The organism is Catellatospora sichuanensis (assembly GCF_007483665.1).
Lineage (GTDB): Bacteria > Actinomycetota > Actinomycetes > Mycobacteriales > Micromonosporaceae > Catellatospora > Catellatospora sichuanensis.
The window spans coordinates 37514-54684 of the sequence record NZ_VIQO01000011.1 but is presented as its reverse complement, the minus strand read 5'-3'; the positions used below and the strand labels follow the sequence as shown (position 1 = coordinate 54684).

16 protein-coding genes are annotated in these 17171 nt (G+C 71.2%); 9 read left to right on the top strand and 7 right to left on the bottom strand.

Features of this window, described 5'->3' with window-relative positions; genetic code table 11:
* The first annotated feature begins 74 nt into the window (after positions 1–74).
* The 4 genes from FLL47_RS21965 to FLL47_RS21950 are packed head-to-tail and all read left to right on the top strand — an operon-like array spanning position 75 to position 3917.
* Positions 75–1427: an aminotransferase family protein gene (locus FLL47_RS21965; protein ID WP_144122447.1), complete on the top strand. Its 1353-nt coding sequence runs from the start codon at positions 75–77 to the stop codon at positions 1425–1427.
* Positions 1424–2332, top strand: a complete 909-nt coding sequence (locus tag FLL47_RS21960; protein WP_144122446.1) for a TauD/TfdA family dioxygenase — start codon at positions 1424–1426, stop codon at positions 2330–2332. Before FLL47_RS21965 ends, FLL47_RS21960 begins: the two co-directional genes overlap by 4 nt.
* Positions 2329–3327 (top strand): carbohydrate kinase family protein, encoded by a 999-nt coding sequence (locus tag FLL47_RS21955; protein ID WP_144122445.1) that lies wholly within the window; start codon positions 2329–2331, stop codon positions 3325–3327. Before FLL47_RS21960 ends, FLL47_RS21955 begins: the two co-directional genes overlap by 4 nt.
* Positions 3327–3917, top strand: a complete 591-nt coding sequence (locus FLL47_RS21950; RefSeq protein ID WP_144122444.1) for an NUDIX domain-containing protein — start codon at positions 3327–3329, stop codon at positions 3915–3917. The genes FLL47_RS21955 and FLL47_RS21950 overlap by 1 nt, the downstream gene beginning before the upstream one ends.
* Positions 3918–3967: 50 nt before the next feature.
* Here FLL47_RS21950 and FLL47_RS21945 read toward each other — a convergent pair whose 3' ends face one another.
* Positions 3968–5293 carry a BTAD domain-containing putative transcriptional regulator gene (locus FLL47_RS21945; RefSeq protein ID WP_144122443.1) on the bottom strand — a complete coding sequence of 442 codons (1326 nt, stop codon included), beginning with the start codon at positions 5291–5293 and terminating at the stop codon, positions 3968–3970.
* A gap of 201 nt (positions 5294–5494) precedes the next feature.
* Here FLL47_RS21945 and FLL47_RS21940 point away from each other — a divergent pair, with 201 nt between their 5' ends.
* Positions 5495–6025, top strand: a complete 531-nt coding sequence (locus FLL47_RS21940; RefSeq protein ID WP_144122442.1) for a hypothetical protein — start codon at positions 5495–5497, stop codon at positions 6023–6025.
* Positions 6026–6146: 121 nt separating this feature from the next.
* On the top strand, positions 6147–7097 hold the full coding sequence (locus FLL47_RS21935) for a methylenetetrahydrofolate reductase (protein WP_144122441.1): 951 nt from the start codon (positions 6147–6149) through the stop codon (positions 7095–7097).
* Between the two features lie 41 nt (positions 7098–7138).
* Here the strand turns inward: FLL47_RS21935 and FLL47_RS21930 are convergent, their stop codons facing one another.
* Entirely contained in the window at positions 7139–8470 is a 1332-nt protein-coding gene (locus tag FLL47_RS21930; protein WP_144122440.1) for a sensor domain-containing phosphodiesterase, read from the bottom strand.
* A 105-nt stretch (positions 8471–8575) separates the two neighbouring features.
* Complete coding sequence (locus tag FLL47_RS21925; protein WP_144122439.1) at positions 8576–9541, bottom strand: LysR family transcriptional regulator; 966 nt, start codon at positions 9539–9541, stop codon at positions 8576–8578.
* Between the two features lie 22 nt (positions 9542–9563).
* On the opposite strand from FLL47_RS21925, the gene FLL47_RS21920 reads away from it, so the two are divergent.
* Together FLL47_RS21920 and FLL47_RS21915 are read left to right on the top strand one after the other, a co-directional pair.
* Complete coding sequence (locus tag FLL47_RS21920) at positions 9564–10445, top strand: serine hydrolase (RefSeq protein WP_144122438.1); 882 nt, start codon at positions 9564–9566, stop codon at positions 10443–10445.
* A gap of 154 nt (positions 10446–10599) precedes the next feature.
* A complete protein-coding gene (locus tag FLL47_RS21915) occupies positions 10600–11586 on the top strand; it encodes an MBL fold metallo-hydrolase (protein ID WP_144122437.1) in 987 nt (328 codons plus the stop codon).
* A gap of 49 nt (positions 11587–11635) precedes the next feature.
* On the opposite strand, the gene FLL47_RS21910 is transcribed toward FLL47_RS21915, so the two are convergent.
* The 3 genes from FLL47_RS21910 to FLL47_RS21900 form a co-directional block, all read right to left on the bottom strand.
* Positions 11636–12577, bottom strand: a complete 942-nt coding sequence (locus FLL47_RS21910; protein WP_144122436.1) for a MerC domain-containing protein — start codon at positions 12575–12577, stop codon at positions 11636–11638.
* A 98-nt stretch (positions 12578–12675) separates the two neighbouring features.
* Positions 12676–13467 (bottom strand): helix-turn-helix domain-containing protein, encoded by a 792-nt coding sequence (locus FLL47_RS21905; protein WP_484051822.1) that lies wholly within the window; start codon positions 13465–13467, stop codon positions 12676–12678.
* 26 nt (positions 13468–13493) lie between these two features.
* Complete coding sequence (locus FLL47_RS21900) at positions 13494–13901, bottom strand: hypothetical protein (protein ID WP_144122435.1); 408 nt, start codon at positions 13899–13901, stop codon at positions 13494–13496.
* 170 nt (positions 13902–14071) lie between these two features.
* Here FLL47_RS21900 and FLL47_RS21895 point away from each other — a divergent pair, with 170 nt between their 5' ends.
* Positions 14072–15463 (top strand): M1 family metallopeptidase, encoded by a 1392-nt coding sequence (locus FLL47_RS21895; RefSeq protein WP_144122434.1) that lies wholly within the window; start codon positions 14072–14074, stop codon positions 15461–15463.
* A gap of 55 nt (positions 15464–15518) precedes the next feature.
* Here the strand turns inward: FLL47_RS21895 and FLL47_RS21890 are convergent, their stop codons facing one another.
* Positions 15519–16877, bottom strand: coding sequence for a family 43 glycosylhydrolase (locus FLL47_RS21890; RefSeq protein ID WP_144122433.1), 1359 nt, complete (start codon positions 16875–16877; stop codon positions 15519–15521).
* Between the last annotated feature and the right edge of the window lie 294 nt (positions 16878–17171).

Here is a 17171-nt window from a genome sequence, read left to right as displayed (position 1 = left end):
CACCGGCGGCCGACCCAAGCGTCCGGGCACTGCGGTCCGGACCAGCGAAGCGAACAACGAGAGTGGACACGACCATGTCATTTGACCAAGAAGAGGCCGCGCGACTGCGCGCATGGGACGCCGCATACCTCTGGCACCCGTGGACGGGCAAGACGGCCGGCGACCCGCTGATGATCGTGCGAGGCGACGGCGTGCGGGTATGGGACGCCGACGGCAGGGAGTACCTCGACGCCAAGGCGGCCTCGCTCAACGCCAGCTGCGGGTACTCGCACCCGCACATCGTGGCGGCCATCACCCGGCAGGCCGCCACGCTGATGCACTTCAGCATCGAGGCGGCCGCGAATCCGCCCGCGGTCGGGCTCGCCGCGAAGTACGCGTCGCTGCTGCCGCCCGCACTGTCCCGGACCTTCTTCTGCAACAGCGGATCCGAGGCGATGGAGACCGTCGTCAAGCTCACCCGCATGTACCACGCCCTGCGCGGGGAACCCGGTCGCCGGACCATCCTCAGCCTGCGCGACGGCTACCACGGTGCCACCCTGGGTGCCGTCACCGCCACCGCGCTGACCCTCACCAGGGCCGGCAACGACCCGCTGCCCGGCGCGTACGCCCAGGTCCCGACCCCGATCTGCCCGTCGTGCCGCGCCGCCGAGGCCCACGACGAGTGCAGCGCGCCGACCGCGCAGACCCTGCGCGACGCGATCGAGGAGATCGGTCCGGACAACATCGCGGCGTTCGTGATGGAGCCGGTGCTCGGCGTGGCCGGCTGCCTGATCCCGGACCCGGCCTACCTCGTCGCGGCCAGGGAGATCTGCAGCGAGTACGGCATCCTGTTCGTCCTGGACGAGGTCTTGACCGGCTTCGGCCGGACCGGGCGCATGTTCGGCTTCGAGCACGCCGCGGTGGTCCCGGACATCCTGATGACCAGCAAGGGCGTGACCGGTGGCTACGCGCCGCTCGCCGCTGTCACCACCACGGAGGACGTGTACCGCACGTTCGCCGACGACAGCCTGATGGGCGGATTCCGGCACGGGCACACGATGTCGGGTCACGCGCTGGCCTGCGCGGCGAGCCTCGCGGTGCTCGAAGTGATCGAGGGTGAGGACCTCGTCGCGAACAGCGCCCGCGTCGGCGGGCTCATGCTCGACGAACTCCGGCGGCTGCTGGCCGACGAGCCCCGCGTCTTCCAGGTGCGCGGGCTGGGGCTGGCGCTGGCGGTGCAGATGACCGACGCCGGAGTCGCGGACGCGCTCGCCGCGGCCTGCCTGGAACTCGGCTTGATCGTGCGTACGCAGGGATCGGCGGTGTGCCTGATGCCGCCGCTCACCCTCACCGAAACCGACGCGCTGACCATGTGCTCGATCGTCGCCGAGGCGGCCCGGCTGACGGCGCAGCGTAACGACCGCAACGTTGTGGAGGTAGTTCGATGAATCGACAGCACCTGGCCGTGGAGACCGTGCTCGAAGCGCTGCGGGAGGGGGTCAAGCCGATCCCCGAGTTCCCGGCGGCGCCCGAAGCCTCGGTGGTCGTGATGGACGCGGCGCCGATCTCGGCCGAGCGCGCCGACGCCGTACTGTCCGCGTACACCAACCACGGCTTCGCGGTCCTGCAGTACCCGACGGGGCACGACAGCCAGGCCGCGATCAGCGAGGTGCAGGCGGCATTCGGCCTCAGCGAGCCGTTCGTGCCGCCGATGTACCGCTCCCGCCCGGACTGGGCGGACCGGGCGATCACCTCGCTGACGGTCGCGGCCGAGGACATGGCCGGACCGGCGCATCCCTCGTTCGGCCGCAGCACCGCACAGGACCTGCATTCCGACGGGACGCTGCAGGAGATCGGCGAGGTTGCCACCACGCTGCTCCACTGCGTCCGGCCCGCGGCCCAGGGCGGGGACACGACGCTGTTCAACAGCGTCGGCGCGTTCGTCGCCCTGCACGAGCACGACCCCGCCGCGGCCGCCGCGATGCTGCACGAAACGAGTCTCATCCGGACGGCGAACATCGGCGACTGCCGCGACAGCGTGGCCGGCCCGACCTTCGCCATGCGCGCCGACGGCGACCTCATCTCGCGCTACTCGATCTCCTCGACCGACTCCTGGGGCACCCGGGGCGACGTCACCGCGCTCGCGCGGGCCTGCGCGTTCTTCGCCGACCTGCAGCACGGGAACAGCGGCTACCACCTCCGGTTCGCGCTCGGCCCGGACCAGTGCCTGATCTTCGCCAACGACAAGATCTCCCACGGCCGGACCACGTACCACGACGACCCCGCGCGGCCCCGGCACATGAAGCGGGCGCTGTACCTGGCCCGACCCGTCTACCGGCCGGTGCCGCGATGACCGTCGCGATCAGTGGGCCGGTCGCGTTCGACCAGCTGATGCGGTTCGAGGGCCGGTTCTCGGAACAGCTGCTCGCGGGCAGCCTCGACAACGTGTCGCTGTCGTTCCTCACCGACGACATGTGCGTGCGGCGCGGCGGGGTCGGCGCGAACATCGCGTACGGGCTCGCGCAGCTCGGGCTGCGTCCCATGCTCGTCGGCATGGTCGGCGCCGACGCGGCCGATTACGTCGCGGCGCTCGAGCGGGCCGGAGTCGACACGCACGGTCTGCGGGTCAGCGCGTCCCGCCACACCGCCCGGTACGTGTGCACCACCGACGCGGCGATGTGCCAGATCTCCTCCTTCTACGTCGGCGCGGCGGCCCAGAGCCACGAGGTGTCGCTGGCCGAGGCGGCCACCACGGGACACGCCAAGCTGGCGATCATCGCGGCCGGCGATCCGCGCACCATGCGCGAGCACACCCGGCAGTGCCGTGACCTGGGCATCCCGTTCGTCGCGGATCCCGCTCAGCAGATCGCCCTGCTGGACGGCCCGGCGTTGCGGGAACTGATCGAAGGCGCGGCATACCTGGTGTCGAACGAGTACGAGTTCGAGCTGCTCGCCGCGAAGACGGGCCTGTCCGCCGGGCAGATCGCGGATCTGGTCGGGGTCCGGGTCACCACGCTGGGCGCCAAGGGCGTGGAGATCTGCCGCGGGGGAGCGGACCCGGTCCGGGTGCCGGTAGCGGACGTGGCACGAAAGGCCGACCCGACCGGCACCGGCGACGCGTTCCGGGCCGGCTTCTTCGCGGCCCGGTGCCGGGGCCTGTCCCTGGCACTCGCCGGGCAGGTCGGCAGCGCCCTCGCGGCCACGGTCCTGGAGGTGGTCGGGCCGCAGGACTACACACTCGACGTCGCCGACTTCCGAGACCGCCTGGCGCGGTCCTACGGCGCGGGGACGGCCGACGCCGTCGACGACTGGCTTCGACCGGCGGCCCTGCCGGTGGGGGTGGCGTGATGACCGAGCTGGTGGACCTCGTCGACGCCGCCGGCACGGTCGTACGGCCCGGTGTGGCGCGCGACGACCAGGAGCGGCACGACGGTGCGTACCTGCAGATCATCGTGGCGGTGCTGCTGGACGGCTCCGGTCGTGCGCTCGTCAACCAGCGCGGTCCGGGCAAGATGATCGCGCCCGGCCGGTTCAACCACGTCTGCGGCGCGGTGCGCTCGGGCGAGGACCCCGAGCAGGCCGCGCTGCGCGAGGCGGTGGAGGAGACCGGGCTGGCCGTCGAACGGCTGACGCTGCTCAGGCACGGCATCAACTCGTACGGGCGGTACTGCTACCTGTACGCCGGCCTGGTCGACGGTGAGCCGGACGCGAGCCGTACCCGGCCCGCGGAGGTCGGCTGGGTGGGATACCTCTCAGCGGAAGAGCTCGCCCAGGTCCGACGGCAGGGGCAGGCATCCTTCGTCGACGACTTCTTCGAGGACATGGCTGCCGCCCGCGCGCATCTGCTCGGTCCTGAGCCTGCCCCTCCGGTGCGGCACTCATCCGCGGCCGTCGACAGGGTCGCGCCATGGCAGACGGAGGCCGCGGACAGAACCTGAAGCCGGAGTCGGCATGGCGGCCACGCTGGAGCCCTGAGGGCGGGGCTGGTCTAGCCGGCGCAGGTCACCAGGCTGCACCAGCGGCGCATGCTGGTCTCGTCCAGGAACAGCCAGCGGCAGTGGGACTCGGCGCAGGACCGCACGGTGAGCCGGCGCGGGTCGGCGAGCAGTTCGGCGGCGCTCCACGCGGCGGCGTGCAGCGGCAGGCGCAAGCCGGCTTCCAGGCTGGGCCGCCAGCGTCCGCCGCCGGAATCGTCGCGCGTGTACTCCAGCGTCTTGGCGGCCGCCTCTGCGGCTCTGGCGACGGCGTCGAACGCCGCGTGGTCGGCGTGCCCGCTGAGGCAGGCGAACATGTGGGCGCGCAGTGTGCGCGCCTGCTCCAGGGTCCGGTCCGCCTCGGCCGGGTCGCGGAGGGCGAGGGTGAGCAGGCGGCTGACCGTCGGGTCGTCGGCGAGCCCGATGTAGCCGCACCACACGGCGAAGGTGCGGTAGCCGCGCAGCCATTCGGCGCCGGGCAGGGGTGCCGGGTCGCCCCAGCCGACGAAGGTGTTGCAGAAATCCAGCGCGGGGTGGCCGCCGACGATCCAGGGCAGCACCTCTTCGCGGACCCGCACCTCGTACACCGCGCGGCGTGGCTGGTCCAGGCGGGCATCGCTACGGAGGATGCGCCGGTGCAGTTCCTGGAGGTCAGGGCCGGGGTCGACGCCGAGTTCGGTGGCCAGGGCCTTGCGGGTGGCCTCGTACAGCAGCAGCGCGTCGGCCTGGCGGGCGGCACGGTAGTGGGCGGTCATCAGCGTGCCGACGAGTCGTTCGCGCAGGGGAAGCGCGTCGGCGAGCGCGGCCAGGTCCTTGATCACGCGGGCGTGTCTGCCGAGGGCGAGCTGTGCTTCGGCGCGCATCTCGTGGGCGACCAGCCGGGCCTCGTCGAGCTGGCCGTCGAGTCGGTGTCGCAGCGCTTCGTCGGCCACATCGGCCAGCAGCGGTCCGCGCCAGAGCCGTAGCGCGCGGTCAAGCAGGGCGGCTCGCGCCGCGGGATCGGCGGCGTCCAGTGCCTGCTGCACGTCGCGGTGGAAGTCGGCGACGTCGACGCGATGGTTGTCGGCCTCGACCAGGTAGCCGTCCGCGCGCGTGGTGATGCGCACGCCGTACGGGACCAGCGCGGCGCGCAGGCGGCCCACGTAGGTGTACACGGCGCCGCGTGCCGAGGCCGGTTCCTCGCCGTTCCACAGCAGGCCGATGAGGCGGTCGATGGTGACCGGGTGCCCGAGGTCGAGCAGCAGCAAGGCCAGCAGGCAGCGTTCCTGGCGGCGGCCGGCGATCTCCACGAGGTGACCGTCGTGACAGGCCTCGAACGGACCGAGCAGGCGGAACTCCATACCGGTAGGACGCCCGACCGCGGCCAAGTGGTTGACCTTGAGGCGTGTCGAGACAGTGGTGAGGCCGCCCGGCGCAGCCGACGGTCCGACGCCGCCGGAGCGGTATTTCACCCCATCGGTCCGTTTCCGGCGGTCAGGCATTGGTGAGGCGGCCTGGGCAGGCTGTGCCGGCACGCAACGAAGCACAGGAAGGGAGCGTTCATGCGTCGAGCAGTCATCGCGGCCATGGTCATGTTCACCGCGCTGCTGACAGGGGCCGCACCGGCTCAGGCGGCGGAGGCGGCCGGGGGACCCGGTGCGCACGGCGGCTGGGTGCCGGCCCCGGCAGTGGGCTTCGAGCAGCCGGCGGGGGCCCGCTGCGACTTCGCCATCCGCGCCGAGCCGGTCCTGGACGAGGTGCGCAAGCTCGTCCTGGACACCTACGCCGACGGCAAGCCGAAGCGCGAGCTGTACGCCGGCGACCTCCTCGTCAAGTACAGCAACCTGGCGACGGGGGCGTCCACGCAGATCGACGCGGGCGGCACGGCGTTGGTCGACTACGGCACGGACGGGTCGATGACCTGGTACGTGGTCGGCCCGGCGATCTTCGGGTTCCGGGTGGACGGCGGCAACCTGGCACGCGGCATGTGGGTGATCGACGGCGTCTACTCCATCGCGTTCACGCCGACGTACTACAAGACCGTCACGATGGTCCACGGCACCTCGCATAACATCTGCGACGACCTGGACTGAACGGTCCGTGGCCGGGTGCCGCCGCGCACCCGGCCACGCGCCGCTCGGCGTCGCCGGATTGTGGCGCGGATCGCCTGCGCAGGGGTCCCTGTGGTGCGAGCGGGTTCGATACCGTGACCGCATGGCTGACGACACCGCCCGTCCGGGCCGCCGGTCCCTGCGCGCGATGCTGGAGCGGGCCGACGCGGGGGTGCTGCTGCTCGGCATCACGCCGCCGCGGCGCAGCGTCTCGCCCGAGCAGGCCGCCCAGATCGCCGAGGTCACGCTCGCCCGGCTGGCCACAGTGGACCTCGACGGGCTCATCCTCTACGACATCGACGACGAGAGCGACCGCAACCCGCAGGAGCGCCCGTTCCCATACCTGCCGACGATGGATCCGGTCGTGTTCCACCGCGACCACCTGGGCTCGTGGGAACTGCCCGCGGTCATCTACCGGTGCGTGGGCAAGTACACCGAGCCCGAGCTGGCCGACTGGCTCGGCGACGTGGACACCGATCGGGTGCTGGGCGTGTTCGTCGGCGCGTCGTCGCGGGACAAGGGCGTGCGCACGGGCCTGACGCAGGCGTACGCGCTGCGCGACCGGGTGCGCGCCGACCTGCCGCTGGGGGCCGTCGCCATCACCGAGCGCTACACCCGCACCGGCGACGAGCACCTGCGCATGCTGACCAAGCAGGACCGCGGCACCTCGTTCTTCATCACGCAGGTGGTCTACGACGTCGATGCGACCAAGAGCCTGCTGTCGGACTACTTCTACACCTGCGCGCAGAAGGGCGTCACGCCCCGTCCGGTGATCTTCACGTTGTCGGTGTGCGGTTCGCTGAAGACGCTGTCGTTCCTGCACTGGCTGGGCGTCGACGTGCCCCGCTGGCTGGAGAACGCGCTGCGCTACTCCGACGACCCGTTGACCGAGTCCTACCAGCAGTGCCTGGCGACCGCCCGGGAGCTGGCCGCGTTCTGCCGGCGGCTGGGCGTGCCGTTCGGGTTCAACGTCGAGAGCGTGTCCATCCGCAAGGTGGAGATCGAGGCTTCGGTCGAGCTCGCCCGCGAGGTCCGTGCGCTGCTGAACGGGTGAACCCGTCCGTGCCGCGGGCCCGGCCCGTTCGGGCGAGCGGCCTACCAGTAGGTCTCCGGGTCGGCGGGAACCAGCCGGTGCAGCAGCGGCTGGGCCGCCTCGATGACCACGTCCCGGTCGTAGGTGAGGACGAAGTCGAACTCCCGATCGTCGTGCTCGCCGGGGCCGCCGCGGTCGAAGGCGAACAGACCTCCCGCGAAGTGGGCGCCCAGCACGACGACGGTCCACTCGTTGATCAGCGGATCGTCGGGCTGCAGCGGGCCGCCGCGGATCCCGGCGGTCGGCAGTGCCGGCACGCCCTGGGCGAACACCGCCGTGAAGACGCATTCGGCGGCGAGGCGGCGGTACCGCTGCCGGGCGTGGCCGTCGAAGTTCCGGACGTGCTGGAATGACGCCATCAGCACCGTGGACTCGGCCAGCTGCAGGCACTTGTTCTCCAGGTGCCTGCTCAGACACTTGAGCATCTGCTTGGTGGTGCGGATGACCGGCCGATGTTTGCGGGCGACCGCAAACGGGGTGTCCGCGGTGGCCGTAGGCGCGTCGACCTGAGCGAGCACGAGATCCGCCGTCGCGAACGTGTCGGGCAGCGGCCCGGGACGGCCGAACAACCAGCCCTGGCCCAGGGTCGCCCCCATCGATCGTGCGATGGCGAGGTGATGTGGTGTCTCGATGCCCTCGGCGAGCACGGCGGCACCGGTGCGTTCGGACTCGGCCAGCACCGCGTTGACGACGGCCGACACCGCCGGGGTGACGGGGCCCTGCACGATGCTGCGATCCAGCTTGATCACATCAGGGCTCAGCAGCGGCATCATGGCCAGGCTCGTGGGGTCGGCCCCGACGTCGTCCAGGGCGATGCGAATCGAGCGCCCCCGCAGCGCCAGGATCGCCGCCAGCAGCGCCGCCGGGTCGGCGGACAGCGACCGCTCGGTCAGCTCCACCACGATGTGCAGGTGGGCCAGTGCGGCCTCATGAACCTCGAGCACCTCCTGCGGCGGCGCGGTGCGCAACGTCGTCGGCTCGACGTTGACGAACAGCGGCACCCGCCGCGGCATCCCGGCGGCCAGCGCGCCCCGGAAGGCCGCCAACCCGCATGCCCGGTCGAGTTCGGCGAGGCGTCCCGTCTGCGCGGCGTGCCGGAACAGCAGCTCCGGACTGGCGAAGGCGCTGTCGGCAGGCCCGCGGGCCAGCGCTTCGTAGCCCACCGTCTGCCCGCCGCCCAGCGCGATGATGGGCTGGTAGACCGCGTGGATGAGCCCGCCGGAGAGCACCGCGTCGAACTCCGCGTTCGCGCTCGCGTCGGGCAGGCCGCCCATCGCCATCACCGGCCCCCTGACCGCATCCGCCACCTGGGTGACGACAGTCTGGATCTTCATCCGCCAGCGTATCGGCAAGCAGCGGATACCTGCGGCTTATGCGCATCTGTCCGCCGGTGGCCCGAAGCGGGCAACGCAGCGGGCACGGCCCAGGAATGGACGCCGTCACACGCCTGGGGCCGTGTGAAAAACCACCGACCACGGCGGCGGCGCTCCTTCGGCCCGCTCCGGCACGGGCGACGCCGCGGACCGGGTGAGGATCTCACCGGCGACCGCGGCGAAGCGCTGCGCCGCCGGGTGCGGCGACCGGCGGGGCCACACGGCCGCGACCTGCTGCCAGAGTGGGTCGCCGGTCAGCGGCCGCCAGGTGACCCGGGGCTCGCGGCGGGTCGCGGACTCCCGCTCCAGGGCCACGCCCTGCCCCGCGAGCACCAGGCCGCACAGGAACTCGGGGTTGCGGGCGTGCCGGATCCGGCTGGGCGTGAAGCCGTGCTCGCGGCATACCGCGAGCAGGTGGTCGTGCCACGCGGGGGCGCCGGCGCGGGGGAAGACGATCAGTCCGTGCCCGGCGAGGTCGGCCAGGGCGACCTCGTTCGACCGGGCCAGCGGGCTGGTGCGGGGCAGGACCACGCCCAGACGGGTCCGGATCATCGGGCCGGCGTGCAGGTCCACGTCATCGATCGGCTGGTGCACCAGACCCACGTCGAGGCGGGCGGCGGCGAGCAGTTCCAGCTGCTCGGCGGTCGTCAATTCTTGCAGATCGACGTCGAGCCCGGGGGCCTGCTCGGCGAGCCGGCGCAGCAGCTCGCCGAGGGCCGCGGCCGGGGTCTCCGGCGGCACCCCGGCGCGCAGGGTGCCGAGCGCGCCGTCGCGGATGGTGTTCATCAGGGTCCGCATCCGCTGCTCGGCGGCCAGGAATTCCCGGGCTTCGTCGCGCAGCGCGTGCCCGGCGGCGGTCAGGGCGGTCTCGCGGGGCAGCCGGTCGAACAGCGTGACCCCGAGCTCGTCCTCCAGCCTCCGCATGGCCTGACTCAGCGGCGGCTGGGCCATGCCCAGGATCACCGCGGCGCGGCTGAAGTGCAGTTCCTCCGCGACGACCAGGAAGTAGCGCAGGTGCTTGGAGAGATCCACCGTCCGACCATAGGCTGACCAGATGTTGATCACGAACCGGGTCGCGGACGTGTTCGCCGGCGCGGACATGCAGGGCTGGCTGCACGCACGCGACCTCGACACCGGCCGGGAGGTCGCGGTCGGTGCCCACGACCAGGTCGTCATCGGGTCCATCTTCAAGATCCTGCTGGTACTGGAATTCGCCCGGCAGGCCGCCGCAGGCTCGCTGGATCCGGCCGACCGGGTGCTGGTCCGCGCCACCGACCGGCTCGGCGGCTGGGGGACGGCCGGCTGCGCCGACGACGTCGAGGCGTCGCTGCGCGACCTGGCTTACTTCACCATGTCCGTCAGCGACAACACCGCCGCCGACCTGCTGCTGTGCCGCATCGGCCCGGACCTGCTGCCACTGCTCGCGCAGGAACTGGGCCTGACCCGCACTCGCCTGATCGGCGGGCCGCGCGAGATCCTCGCAACCATGATCGCCGACGTCGGGGCACGCGACGACGCGGAGTTCGCCCGGATCTTCCCCACCCTGCCCGACGAGCAGGTCCGGGCACTGCGGGTGTTCGACCCCGCCCACACGAACTCCAGCACGCCGGAGGAGGTCACCCGGCTGCTCGGGCTCATCTGGCAGGACGAGGCAGGCCCGGCGCAGGCCTGCGCGACCGTACGCGCGCTGATGTTCCGGCAGCTGTTCTGGACCCGGCTCGCCGCGGCATTCCCGCCGGGCGTGCGGGTCGCGGGCAAGACCGGGACCCTGCCCGGCCTGCACATGGAGGCCGGTGTCGCGGAGTATCCCGACGGCGGCCGCTACGCGGTGGCGGTGTTCGCGAAGACCGAGCGGCTGTCCATGCCGCGGCTCGAGCTCGACCTGGTGCTCGGGCGGGCCGCGAAACTGGCCGTGGACGAGCTACGCGACGAGTGACATAAGACACTTGTCGGCCTCATCGGGCAATGCCTGAACTGGGGCGATATCCGGACCGATATCGCAGGTGCCGCTCTCCGATCTTGGACGGCGCTGTCGGCCGGATGCTTCGCTGCGCTGGTCATCTTGATCCACCGCACGAGGGGAACCATCCATGTCCGAGCATCAGGTCGACCGCCGCCGCTTCCTGCGTACGGCCGCCGCAGGTACCGCGCTCACCTCGATCGCCGCCATCCCGGTCGCCGCCGCACCGGTCGCCGCCGCACCCACCGCCGCGCCCGACTCCCGGCCGAGCGCGGCGAAGCGGCAGACGGCGACGTTGCGCTGGCTGGGCACCTCCGGGTGGCGCATCGACGTCGGCGCTCGCACCCTCCTGATCGACCCGTACCTCACCCGGTTCCCGACCGGCCTGTTCACCGGCGCATTCGATCCCGCGACCGCGCTCACCGTGGACACGTCCGCGGTCGCCGCGCACGTCGGCAAGCCCGAGAACGTGTTCGTCACGCACACCCACTGGGACCACTTCAACGACGTGCCGCACGTCGCGACGACCACCGGCGCCCGGGTCTTCGGCACGCTCACCGCGTACCACCTCGGCCTCGCCTCGGGCGTGCCGACGGCGCAACTCAGCCCGGTCAAGGGCGGCGAGGTGCTGGAGTTCGGCGACTACTCCGTCGAGGTCGTGTCCGCCCTGCACAGCCGCAACGCTTCGTACTCGATGGCCTTCCCCGGGGTGCGCACGAGCCCGGCTGTTCCCGCGCCGCAGACCATCGCCGACCTGCCCGAGGGCGACACGCTGTCCTATCAGGTCAGCGTCACGGGCGGGCCGTCGGTGTTCTTCATGGGCGCGAGCGACTTCGTCGAGCGCAACCTGCGCGGCCTGCGCCCGGACGTGGCGATGCTGGCCCTGCCGTCGAGCACCGCCACCCACGACTACGTCCCCCGCCTGATCGAGGCGCTCGACAGCCCGGCGGTCGTGGTGCCGGTGCACTGGGACAACTTCGAGACGCCGCTGCAGAACCCGCCGATCGTCGCACCCGCCGACGCCCAGCGGCTGACCGCGTTCGAGGCGGCGATCCGGCAGGTGGCGCCACGCACGACCATCCTGCGGCCGCAGTACGCCACCCCGTACACCTTCTGACCGGACACGGCCTCGACCGGGTCGTGAAACCGGTCGAGGCCGCCCGTCGTCAGGAGCGCGGCAGGCCCAACTCCCTGCGCAGCTTGCCCTTGAGCATCTCCAGTTCGGCGTCGGTGGTGTACACGTGGTCCTGGTCGAGGGTGACGGCGACGAGGTGGCGACTGGGGTTGCGGCTGATCTCGTAGTAATAGATGGCACCCTGCTCGACGTCGAGCACCAGCCGGACCAGTGGGCCGGTGTGCAGGTGGGCGAGCTGCGGGTCGAGGGAACGTCGCAGCTCGACCACCCGGTCGCCCTGGGCGTGGTAGAGCTCGCGGCGCTGGTGGGCGCTGAGCTGGCGTACCCGGTACCTGGCCTGCTCGAAGGTGTCGACGCTGAAGACCCGCTGGGCGGGCGCGGTGGGGTCGGTGTCCGGCGGCTCGTAAAGCGCGAGGTAGTGCAGCCGCTCGACGCTCAGCGCGTCACGGCACGCCTCCAGCAGCGCCCGATCGCTGGAGTCGGCCTGGTAGACGCCCGCTACCGGGGACACGGCGATCTCCTCGCCGGGGACCTTGGTCGTCGGCGGGTTCTCGATGACCTCCTGCACGTCCTCGACGCGGAAGTAGAAGCAGCCGATGGCGAACGTGGTCACCCCGAGGACCAGGGTGGTCATGCCCACCACGTCCTGCACGAGTTCCTTGTTGTCGAACAGGTCGAACGCGGCGGTGACCAGGAACCCGTGCAGGGCGGTGCCCAAGCCGGCCAGGACGAGGAACGTGGCCCGGGCGCGCTGCATGTTCAGCCAGCCCGGCCGGAACAGGTACAGCCCAGCCGCCGCGAAGCCGACCACCACGACGGTCACGGCGGCCCGGCCGAAGTTGAACGGATCGCCGCCCAACAGCGCCAGCAGGATCTCGAAGATCAGCGGGAGCGCGATGGAGCTGGCCAGGATCCCGGCCATCCGCTGCGACCAGGCGATCTTGGGAACGGCCGTGGGGTCTGCTGTGGACATCGCGCACCTGTCTACGAGAGGGATGGGTGCGCACATCGTAAGTGGACGGTGGTAGGGCCAGGGTGCCGATGGACTTGGGGAGACCCATCGAAGCACCGTCACGCCTTCGGTAGGTTCCGGAGGATGTCGGCGGTGGCGGGGTCGGCGGGGAAGAACGACTCGATGGCCAGTTCGGCGACGGTGACGTCCATCGGGGTGCCGAAGGTCGCGACGATGCTGAAGAACCGCAGCTCCTGACCCCCGACGCGGATACGCAGGGGCACCATGATCTCGTTCGGGCCGGACGGCTCGACCGCCGGTTCCGGTTGCGGGCACGGGTACCCGGCCAGTTCCCGTTCCAGCGCGGTGAGGCCCGGATCCGTGGTGATCTCGACCTGTCGCCGCAGCCTGGTGAGCAGATGCGCCCGCCATTCGCCGTGGTTGACGATGTGTCGGCCCAGCCCGTCCGGGTGCAGGCCGGCCCGCAGCACGTTCGCCGGCGGCGCGAGCAGGTGCGGCGCGACGAGGTCGGTGAACAGCGACAGTGCGCTGTTCGCCTCGACCAGATTCCAGGCCCGGTCGACCACGACCGCCGGATAGGGCTCGTGGCCGTCGAGGATCTGGCGCAGGGCGGCCCGTACCGATGCCAGCTGCGGCGCGTCGAACGCCGACTCGGCGTACACCGGCGCGTAGCCCGCGGCCAGCAGGAGTCTGTTGCGTTCCCGCAGCGGCACCTCGAGGTGGTCGGTGAGCACGAGGACCATGTCGCGGCTCGGCGCGGAGCGTCCGGTCTCGACGAAGCTGAGATGGCGGGTGGAGATCTCGGCGAGGTTGGCCAGGTCCAGCTGACTGAGCCGGCGGCGCTCACGCCACTGCCGCAGCTGAAAGCCGATGGGGTGGGCGGATGTCACGCCGCCCACCTTAACTTCGATCGCGATCACCGTCGGGTGCGCCGAACACCCGTGAACTGGAGCTCCGCCAGGATCCCGACCGCGACCGCCTGGGCGATCACGTATCCGGTGCCGAGGGCGTTCAGCGGTACCAGGCCGGTCGCGACCACGGCCGCGCTCAGCAGCACCCAGCCGACGTTGATCAGGATGATCGCCTTGGCCGCCCGCAGGTCGACCTCGCGGCGGGTACCGGTGAACCCTACGAAGGCGGCGAACGCCAGCAGGAACAGGCCGATCGGCAAGGTCAGCGCGACGGGCAGGCCGAACAGGTCGGCGTGCAGGCGCCCGGCGGCGACGAGGCTGATCCCGGTCGCGCCGGAGGCGATCGCGTCGATCCGCAGCGCGTGGCGAAGCAGGCGGGGGGTGTCGGTGGCGAGGAGCGCGTTGTTCGTCATGACCGCCACGCTGCCGCACCGCCCGCCGACGGTCGATTACCTCGCAGGTAATGCGCCACCGCCTTCGTCCGCAGCCACTCGGGACTTGGCCGCTTCCACGGCAGGTCACAGGTTCTTCCCAGCTTCGCCGACCGTCCACGGGCAAGCCGGCTCTCACTTAACGTGATTCCATGCGAAACGCCCGAATGATGTGGATGATGGTCGTCACCTCATCGTTGCTGACCAGCTGCAGCCTGCTCCCGCCGAGCCTGACCGGGCAGGTCGGGCTGGCCGGCATCGGGGACCCGTACTTTCCGACCTACGGCAACAGCGGCTACGACGTCGAGCGATATCAGCTGAGGGTCAAGTTCGATCCGGCCACCGGGCGACTGGACGGGACCACGACCGTGCGCGCGAAGGCGACGCAGCCCCTCGACCAGTTCCACCTCGACCTGTACGGACTGACCGTCAGCGACGTCACCGTCGACGGCCGGACCGCCAAGGCCGCCCGCGACCACGACGAGCTGGTGATCACGCCCGCCGCGCCCATCGCCTCCGGTGCTGCTTTCACCACCGAGGTCGTCTATGGCGGTCGCCCCGCCGACACGCCGGACGGCGACGCCGAGAACAACGGCTTCTTCACGAGCCGCCGCGGCGCGGTCGCCGTCGGCGAGCCGCAGTCGGCGGCAGCCTGGTTCCCGGTCAACGACCACCCGCGTGACAAGGCGCTGTACGAGATCGAGCTGACGGTGCCTCCCGGATACAGCGGGATCAGCAACGGGCTGCTGCGCGGGCGCACCGAGAACGCCGGCTGGAGCACCTGGCGGTGGGAGGTCACGTCACCCATGGCGTCCTACCTGGCACTGATGGCCGTGGGCAAGTTCCGGGTGGTCCAGGGCGAGCACAAGGGCAAGCCGATGATCACCGCGATCGCGGAGAAGGTGCCGGTGGGGGAGGCCGACCGCAACCTGGCCCGGACCCCGGAGGTCGCCGACTTCCTGGAGACGATCGCGGGTCCGTACCCGTTCGACGCCTACGGCGGGATCGTCGTGGCCGAGCGCCGGGTCGAGGATGAGATGGAGAGCCAGACCCGCCCGGTGTACACGGCCGAGACCTGGGCCGACGGCCCCGACACCGGGATCCTCGCGCACGAGCTCGCCCACCAGTGGTTCGGTGACAGCGTATCTCTGGACACCTGGCGCGACATCTGGCTCAACGAGGGGTTCGCCACCTACGCCGAGTGGCTGTGGCTGGAGCACGACGGCGGGCCGAGCGTGCAGCAGCAGTACGACAAGCGTTATGCCGATCGTGACTCCGACTTGTGGAAGATCCCGCCCGGTGACCCGGGCCGGGAGGAGATCTTCTCCGACAGCGTGTACGAGCGCGGCGGCATGACCCTGCACGCGCTGCGCCGCCTCGTCGGGGACGAGACGTTCTTCGGGATGCTGCACACCTGGACCGAGCAGCACAAGGACGGCAACGCCAGCACCGCCGACTTCGTCGCCCTGGCCGAGCGGGCCTCCGGGCGGCAGCTGGACGGCTTCTTCGACCAGTGGCTCTACACCACGGGCCGTCCGTCCTGACGGTGTGCCTGAGGCCTGCACCGGCGGGGGCACACCCGTCGGTGCAGGCCTTTCCCTACGCCACCTCTAGGTAGTCCAGTTCGGCCCAGCGGGACAGGTAGGTCAGGCGCACCGTGTTCCAGCCCGCCGCCAGGGTGACACCGACCGGGGCCTGGCGCCAGGTCTCCCAGCCGCTGTTCGGATAGTTGACGGTCGTCGGATTGCCCCCGTTCACCGTGAGCGTGTGCTGGGCGTCGCCGAAGCCTGCGGCGTAGGCGACGTGGACCGTGTAGGCCCCGGCCCGCGGCGCGAAGACGCTCAGCTGCACCCAGCTGTCGGCGTAGTCGATGTAGGCGACGGCCTGGCCCTGGGACGCGGTGGTGGTGGCGCGTATCGAGCAGCGGTTGAGGGTGCCGCGTTCGGCCTCGGTGCGTACCCGGCTGCCCCGTACGACGGGGAAGCCGCCGGCCCAGCCGAGCGCGGCGACGTACATGCCCCGGGCGCTGTAGTTGTTGATCCAGCCGTGGAACACGAGGTGGTCTCCGCCGGCGTCGCGCACCACGTCCGCGCCGCCCGGCCCGCGGACCGTGCCGTCGACGCTGTCGGTGGTGATCAGGGAACGGAACGCCTTCGTGTACGGGCCGGTCAACGACGCCGAGGTCGCGTAGCTCGTCTGGTACGCGTCGCCGCCGTAGCCGCCGAGCGAGTAGAACAGCACGTACTGCGTGCCGACCTTGGTCAGCACCGGGGCCTCGATGACGCCCTGCTCCTCGGGTCGTCCGCTGCGCAGCAGCTCGACGCGGCCGCCCTGGAACGTGAGGCCGTCGGCGGCGACGCCCTGCAACCACAGGCTCGTCGGCTGGCCGATGGCGTTGCCGTCGTCCTTGTAGAGCAGGTAGCGCGCGCCCGTGCTGTCGGTGAAACTCGACGCGTCGATGTCGCCGCCCTCGCCTCCGTTGCAGACCAGCGGCTGGGTGCCGACCGGCGTGAACGGCCCGAGCGGAGAGGTGGCCAGGGCCGCGCCGATGCACTGCCTGCCGACGGCGACGCTGCGGGCCGTGTAATAGAGCACGTATCTGCCGTCGGCCCGGCGGGACACCTCGGGCGCCCAGGTCAGGCCGCCGCTGGCCCACGCGCCCAGCGTGGGCAGCGCGTTGCCGCGGCGGGTCCACGGCCCGGTCAGCGAGGGCGCCGAGGCGACGGGCACGTTGCCGAAGCCGTTGTTCGTCGAGTAGGCGTAGTAGACGCCGTCGAAGCGCGAGACGTCGGGGTCGGGGAAGTCGCTGCCGATGACGAGCGGCGGCGCGGTCGTCGCGGCGACCGACACGTCGGCCGCGGCCGGGGTGGCGACCGCGAACGGGACGGTGGCGACGGCCGCGACGATCGACGCGAGCGCCAGGAACGCAGAGACGACAGGCGATGGTGAGCGTGGCATCGCTCCTCCTCAGGTCGCTTTCGGAACTGGAAAGAAAGCATCCAGAAACAGGAGCGTATCGAAGTATGACGTTATAGTCATCCGCTCGCCGGGCGCGCCGAGTCGTCCCGTGGCAACGGGAAAGCGCTTGCCGTAGGATCGGTGCCATTCCTGCGAACGGAGGGACTTCCGCCCGCGCCGCAAAGTTCGCAATAGCTGTCCAACCAGGGCCGACCTAGGGTCGGCCATGGGTGTTTCGGTGGATTCGATGCAACAAATCTGCAAATCGGAGCCATTGACTGTTTTAAGTATGTC

Bases quoted from the DNA above. Each gene is read 5' to 3' on its own strand.
- FLL47_RS21965 (WP_144122447.1), top strand. From the start codon at position 75: ATGTCATTTGACCAAGAAGAGGCCGCGCGACTGCGCGCATGGGACGCC.
- FLL47_RS21960 (WP_144122446.1), top strand. From the start codon at position 1,424: ATGAATCGACAGCACCTGGCCGTGGAGACCGTGCTCGAAGCGCTGCGG.
- FLL47_RS21955 (WP_144122445.1), top strand. From the start codon at position 2,329: ATGACCGTCGCGATCAGTGGGCCGGTCGCGTTCGACCAGCTGATGCGG.
- FLL47_RS21950 (WP_144122444.1), top strand. From the start codon at position 3,327: ATGACCGAGCTGGTGGACCTCGTCGACGCCGCCGGCACGGTCGTACGG.
- FLL47_RS21945 (WP_144122443.1), bottom strand. From the start codon at position 5,293: ATGGAGTTCCGCCTGCTCGGTCCGTTCGAGGCCTGTCACGACGGTCAC.
- FLL47_RS21940 (WP_144122442.1), top strand. From the start codon at position 5,495: ATGCGTCGAGCAGTCATCGCGGCCATGGTCATGTTCACCGCGCTGCTG.
- FLL47_RS21935 (WP_144122441.1), top strand. From the start codon at position 6,147: ATGGCTGACGACACCGCCCGTCCGGGCCGCCGGTCCCTGCGCGCGATG.
- FLL47_RS21930 (WP_144122440.1), bottom strand. From the start codon at position 8,470: ATGAAGATCCAGACTGTCGTCACCCAGGTGGCGGATGCGGTCAGGGGG.
- FLL47_RS21920 (WP_144122438.1), top strand. From the start codon at position 9,564: ATGTTGATCACGAACCGGGTCGCGGACGTGTTCGCCGGCGCGGACATG.
- FLL47_RS21915 (WP_144122437.1), top strand. From the start codon at position 10,600: ATGTCCGAGCATCAGGTCGACCGCCGCCGCTTCCTGCGTACGGCCGCC.
- FLL47_RS21910 (WP_144122436.1), bottom strand. From the start codon at position 12,577: ATGTCCACAGCAGACCCCACGGCCGTTCCCAAGATCGCCTGGTCGCAG.
- FLL47_RS21900 (WP_144122435.1), bottom strand. From the start codon at position 13,901: ATGACGAACAACGCGCTCCTCGCCACCGACACCCCCCGCCTGCTTCGC.
- FLL47_RS21895 (WP_144122434.1), top strand. From the start codon at position 14,072: ATGCGAAACGCCCGAATGATGTGGATGATGGTCGTCACCTCATCGTTG.
- FLL47_RS21890 (WP_144122433.1), bottom strand. From the start codon at position 16,877: ATGCCACGCTCACCATCGCCTGTCGTCTCTGCGTTCCTGGCGCTCGCG.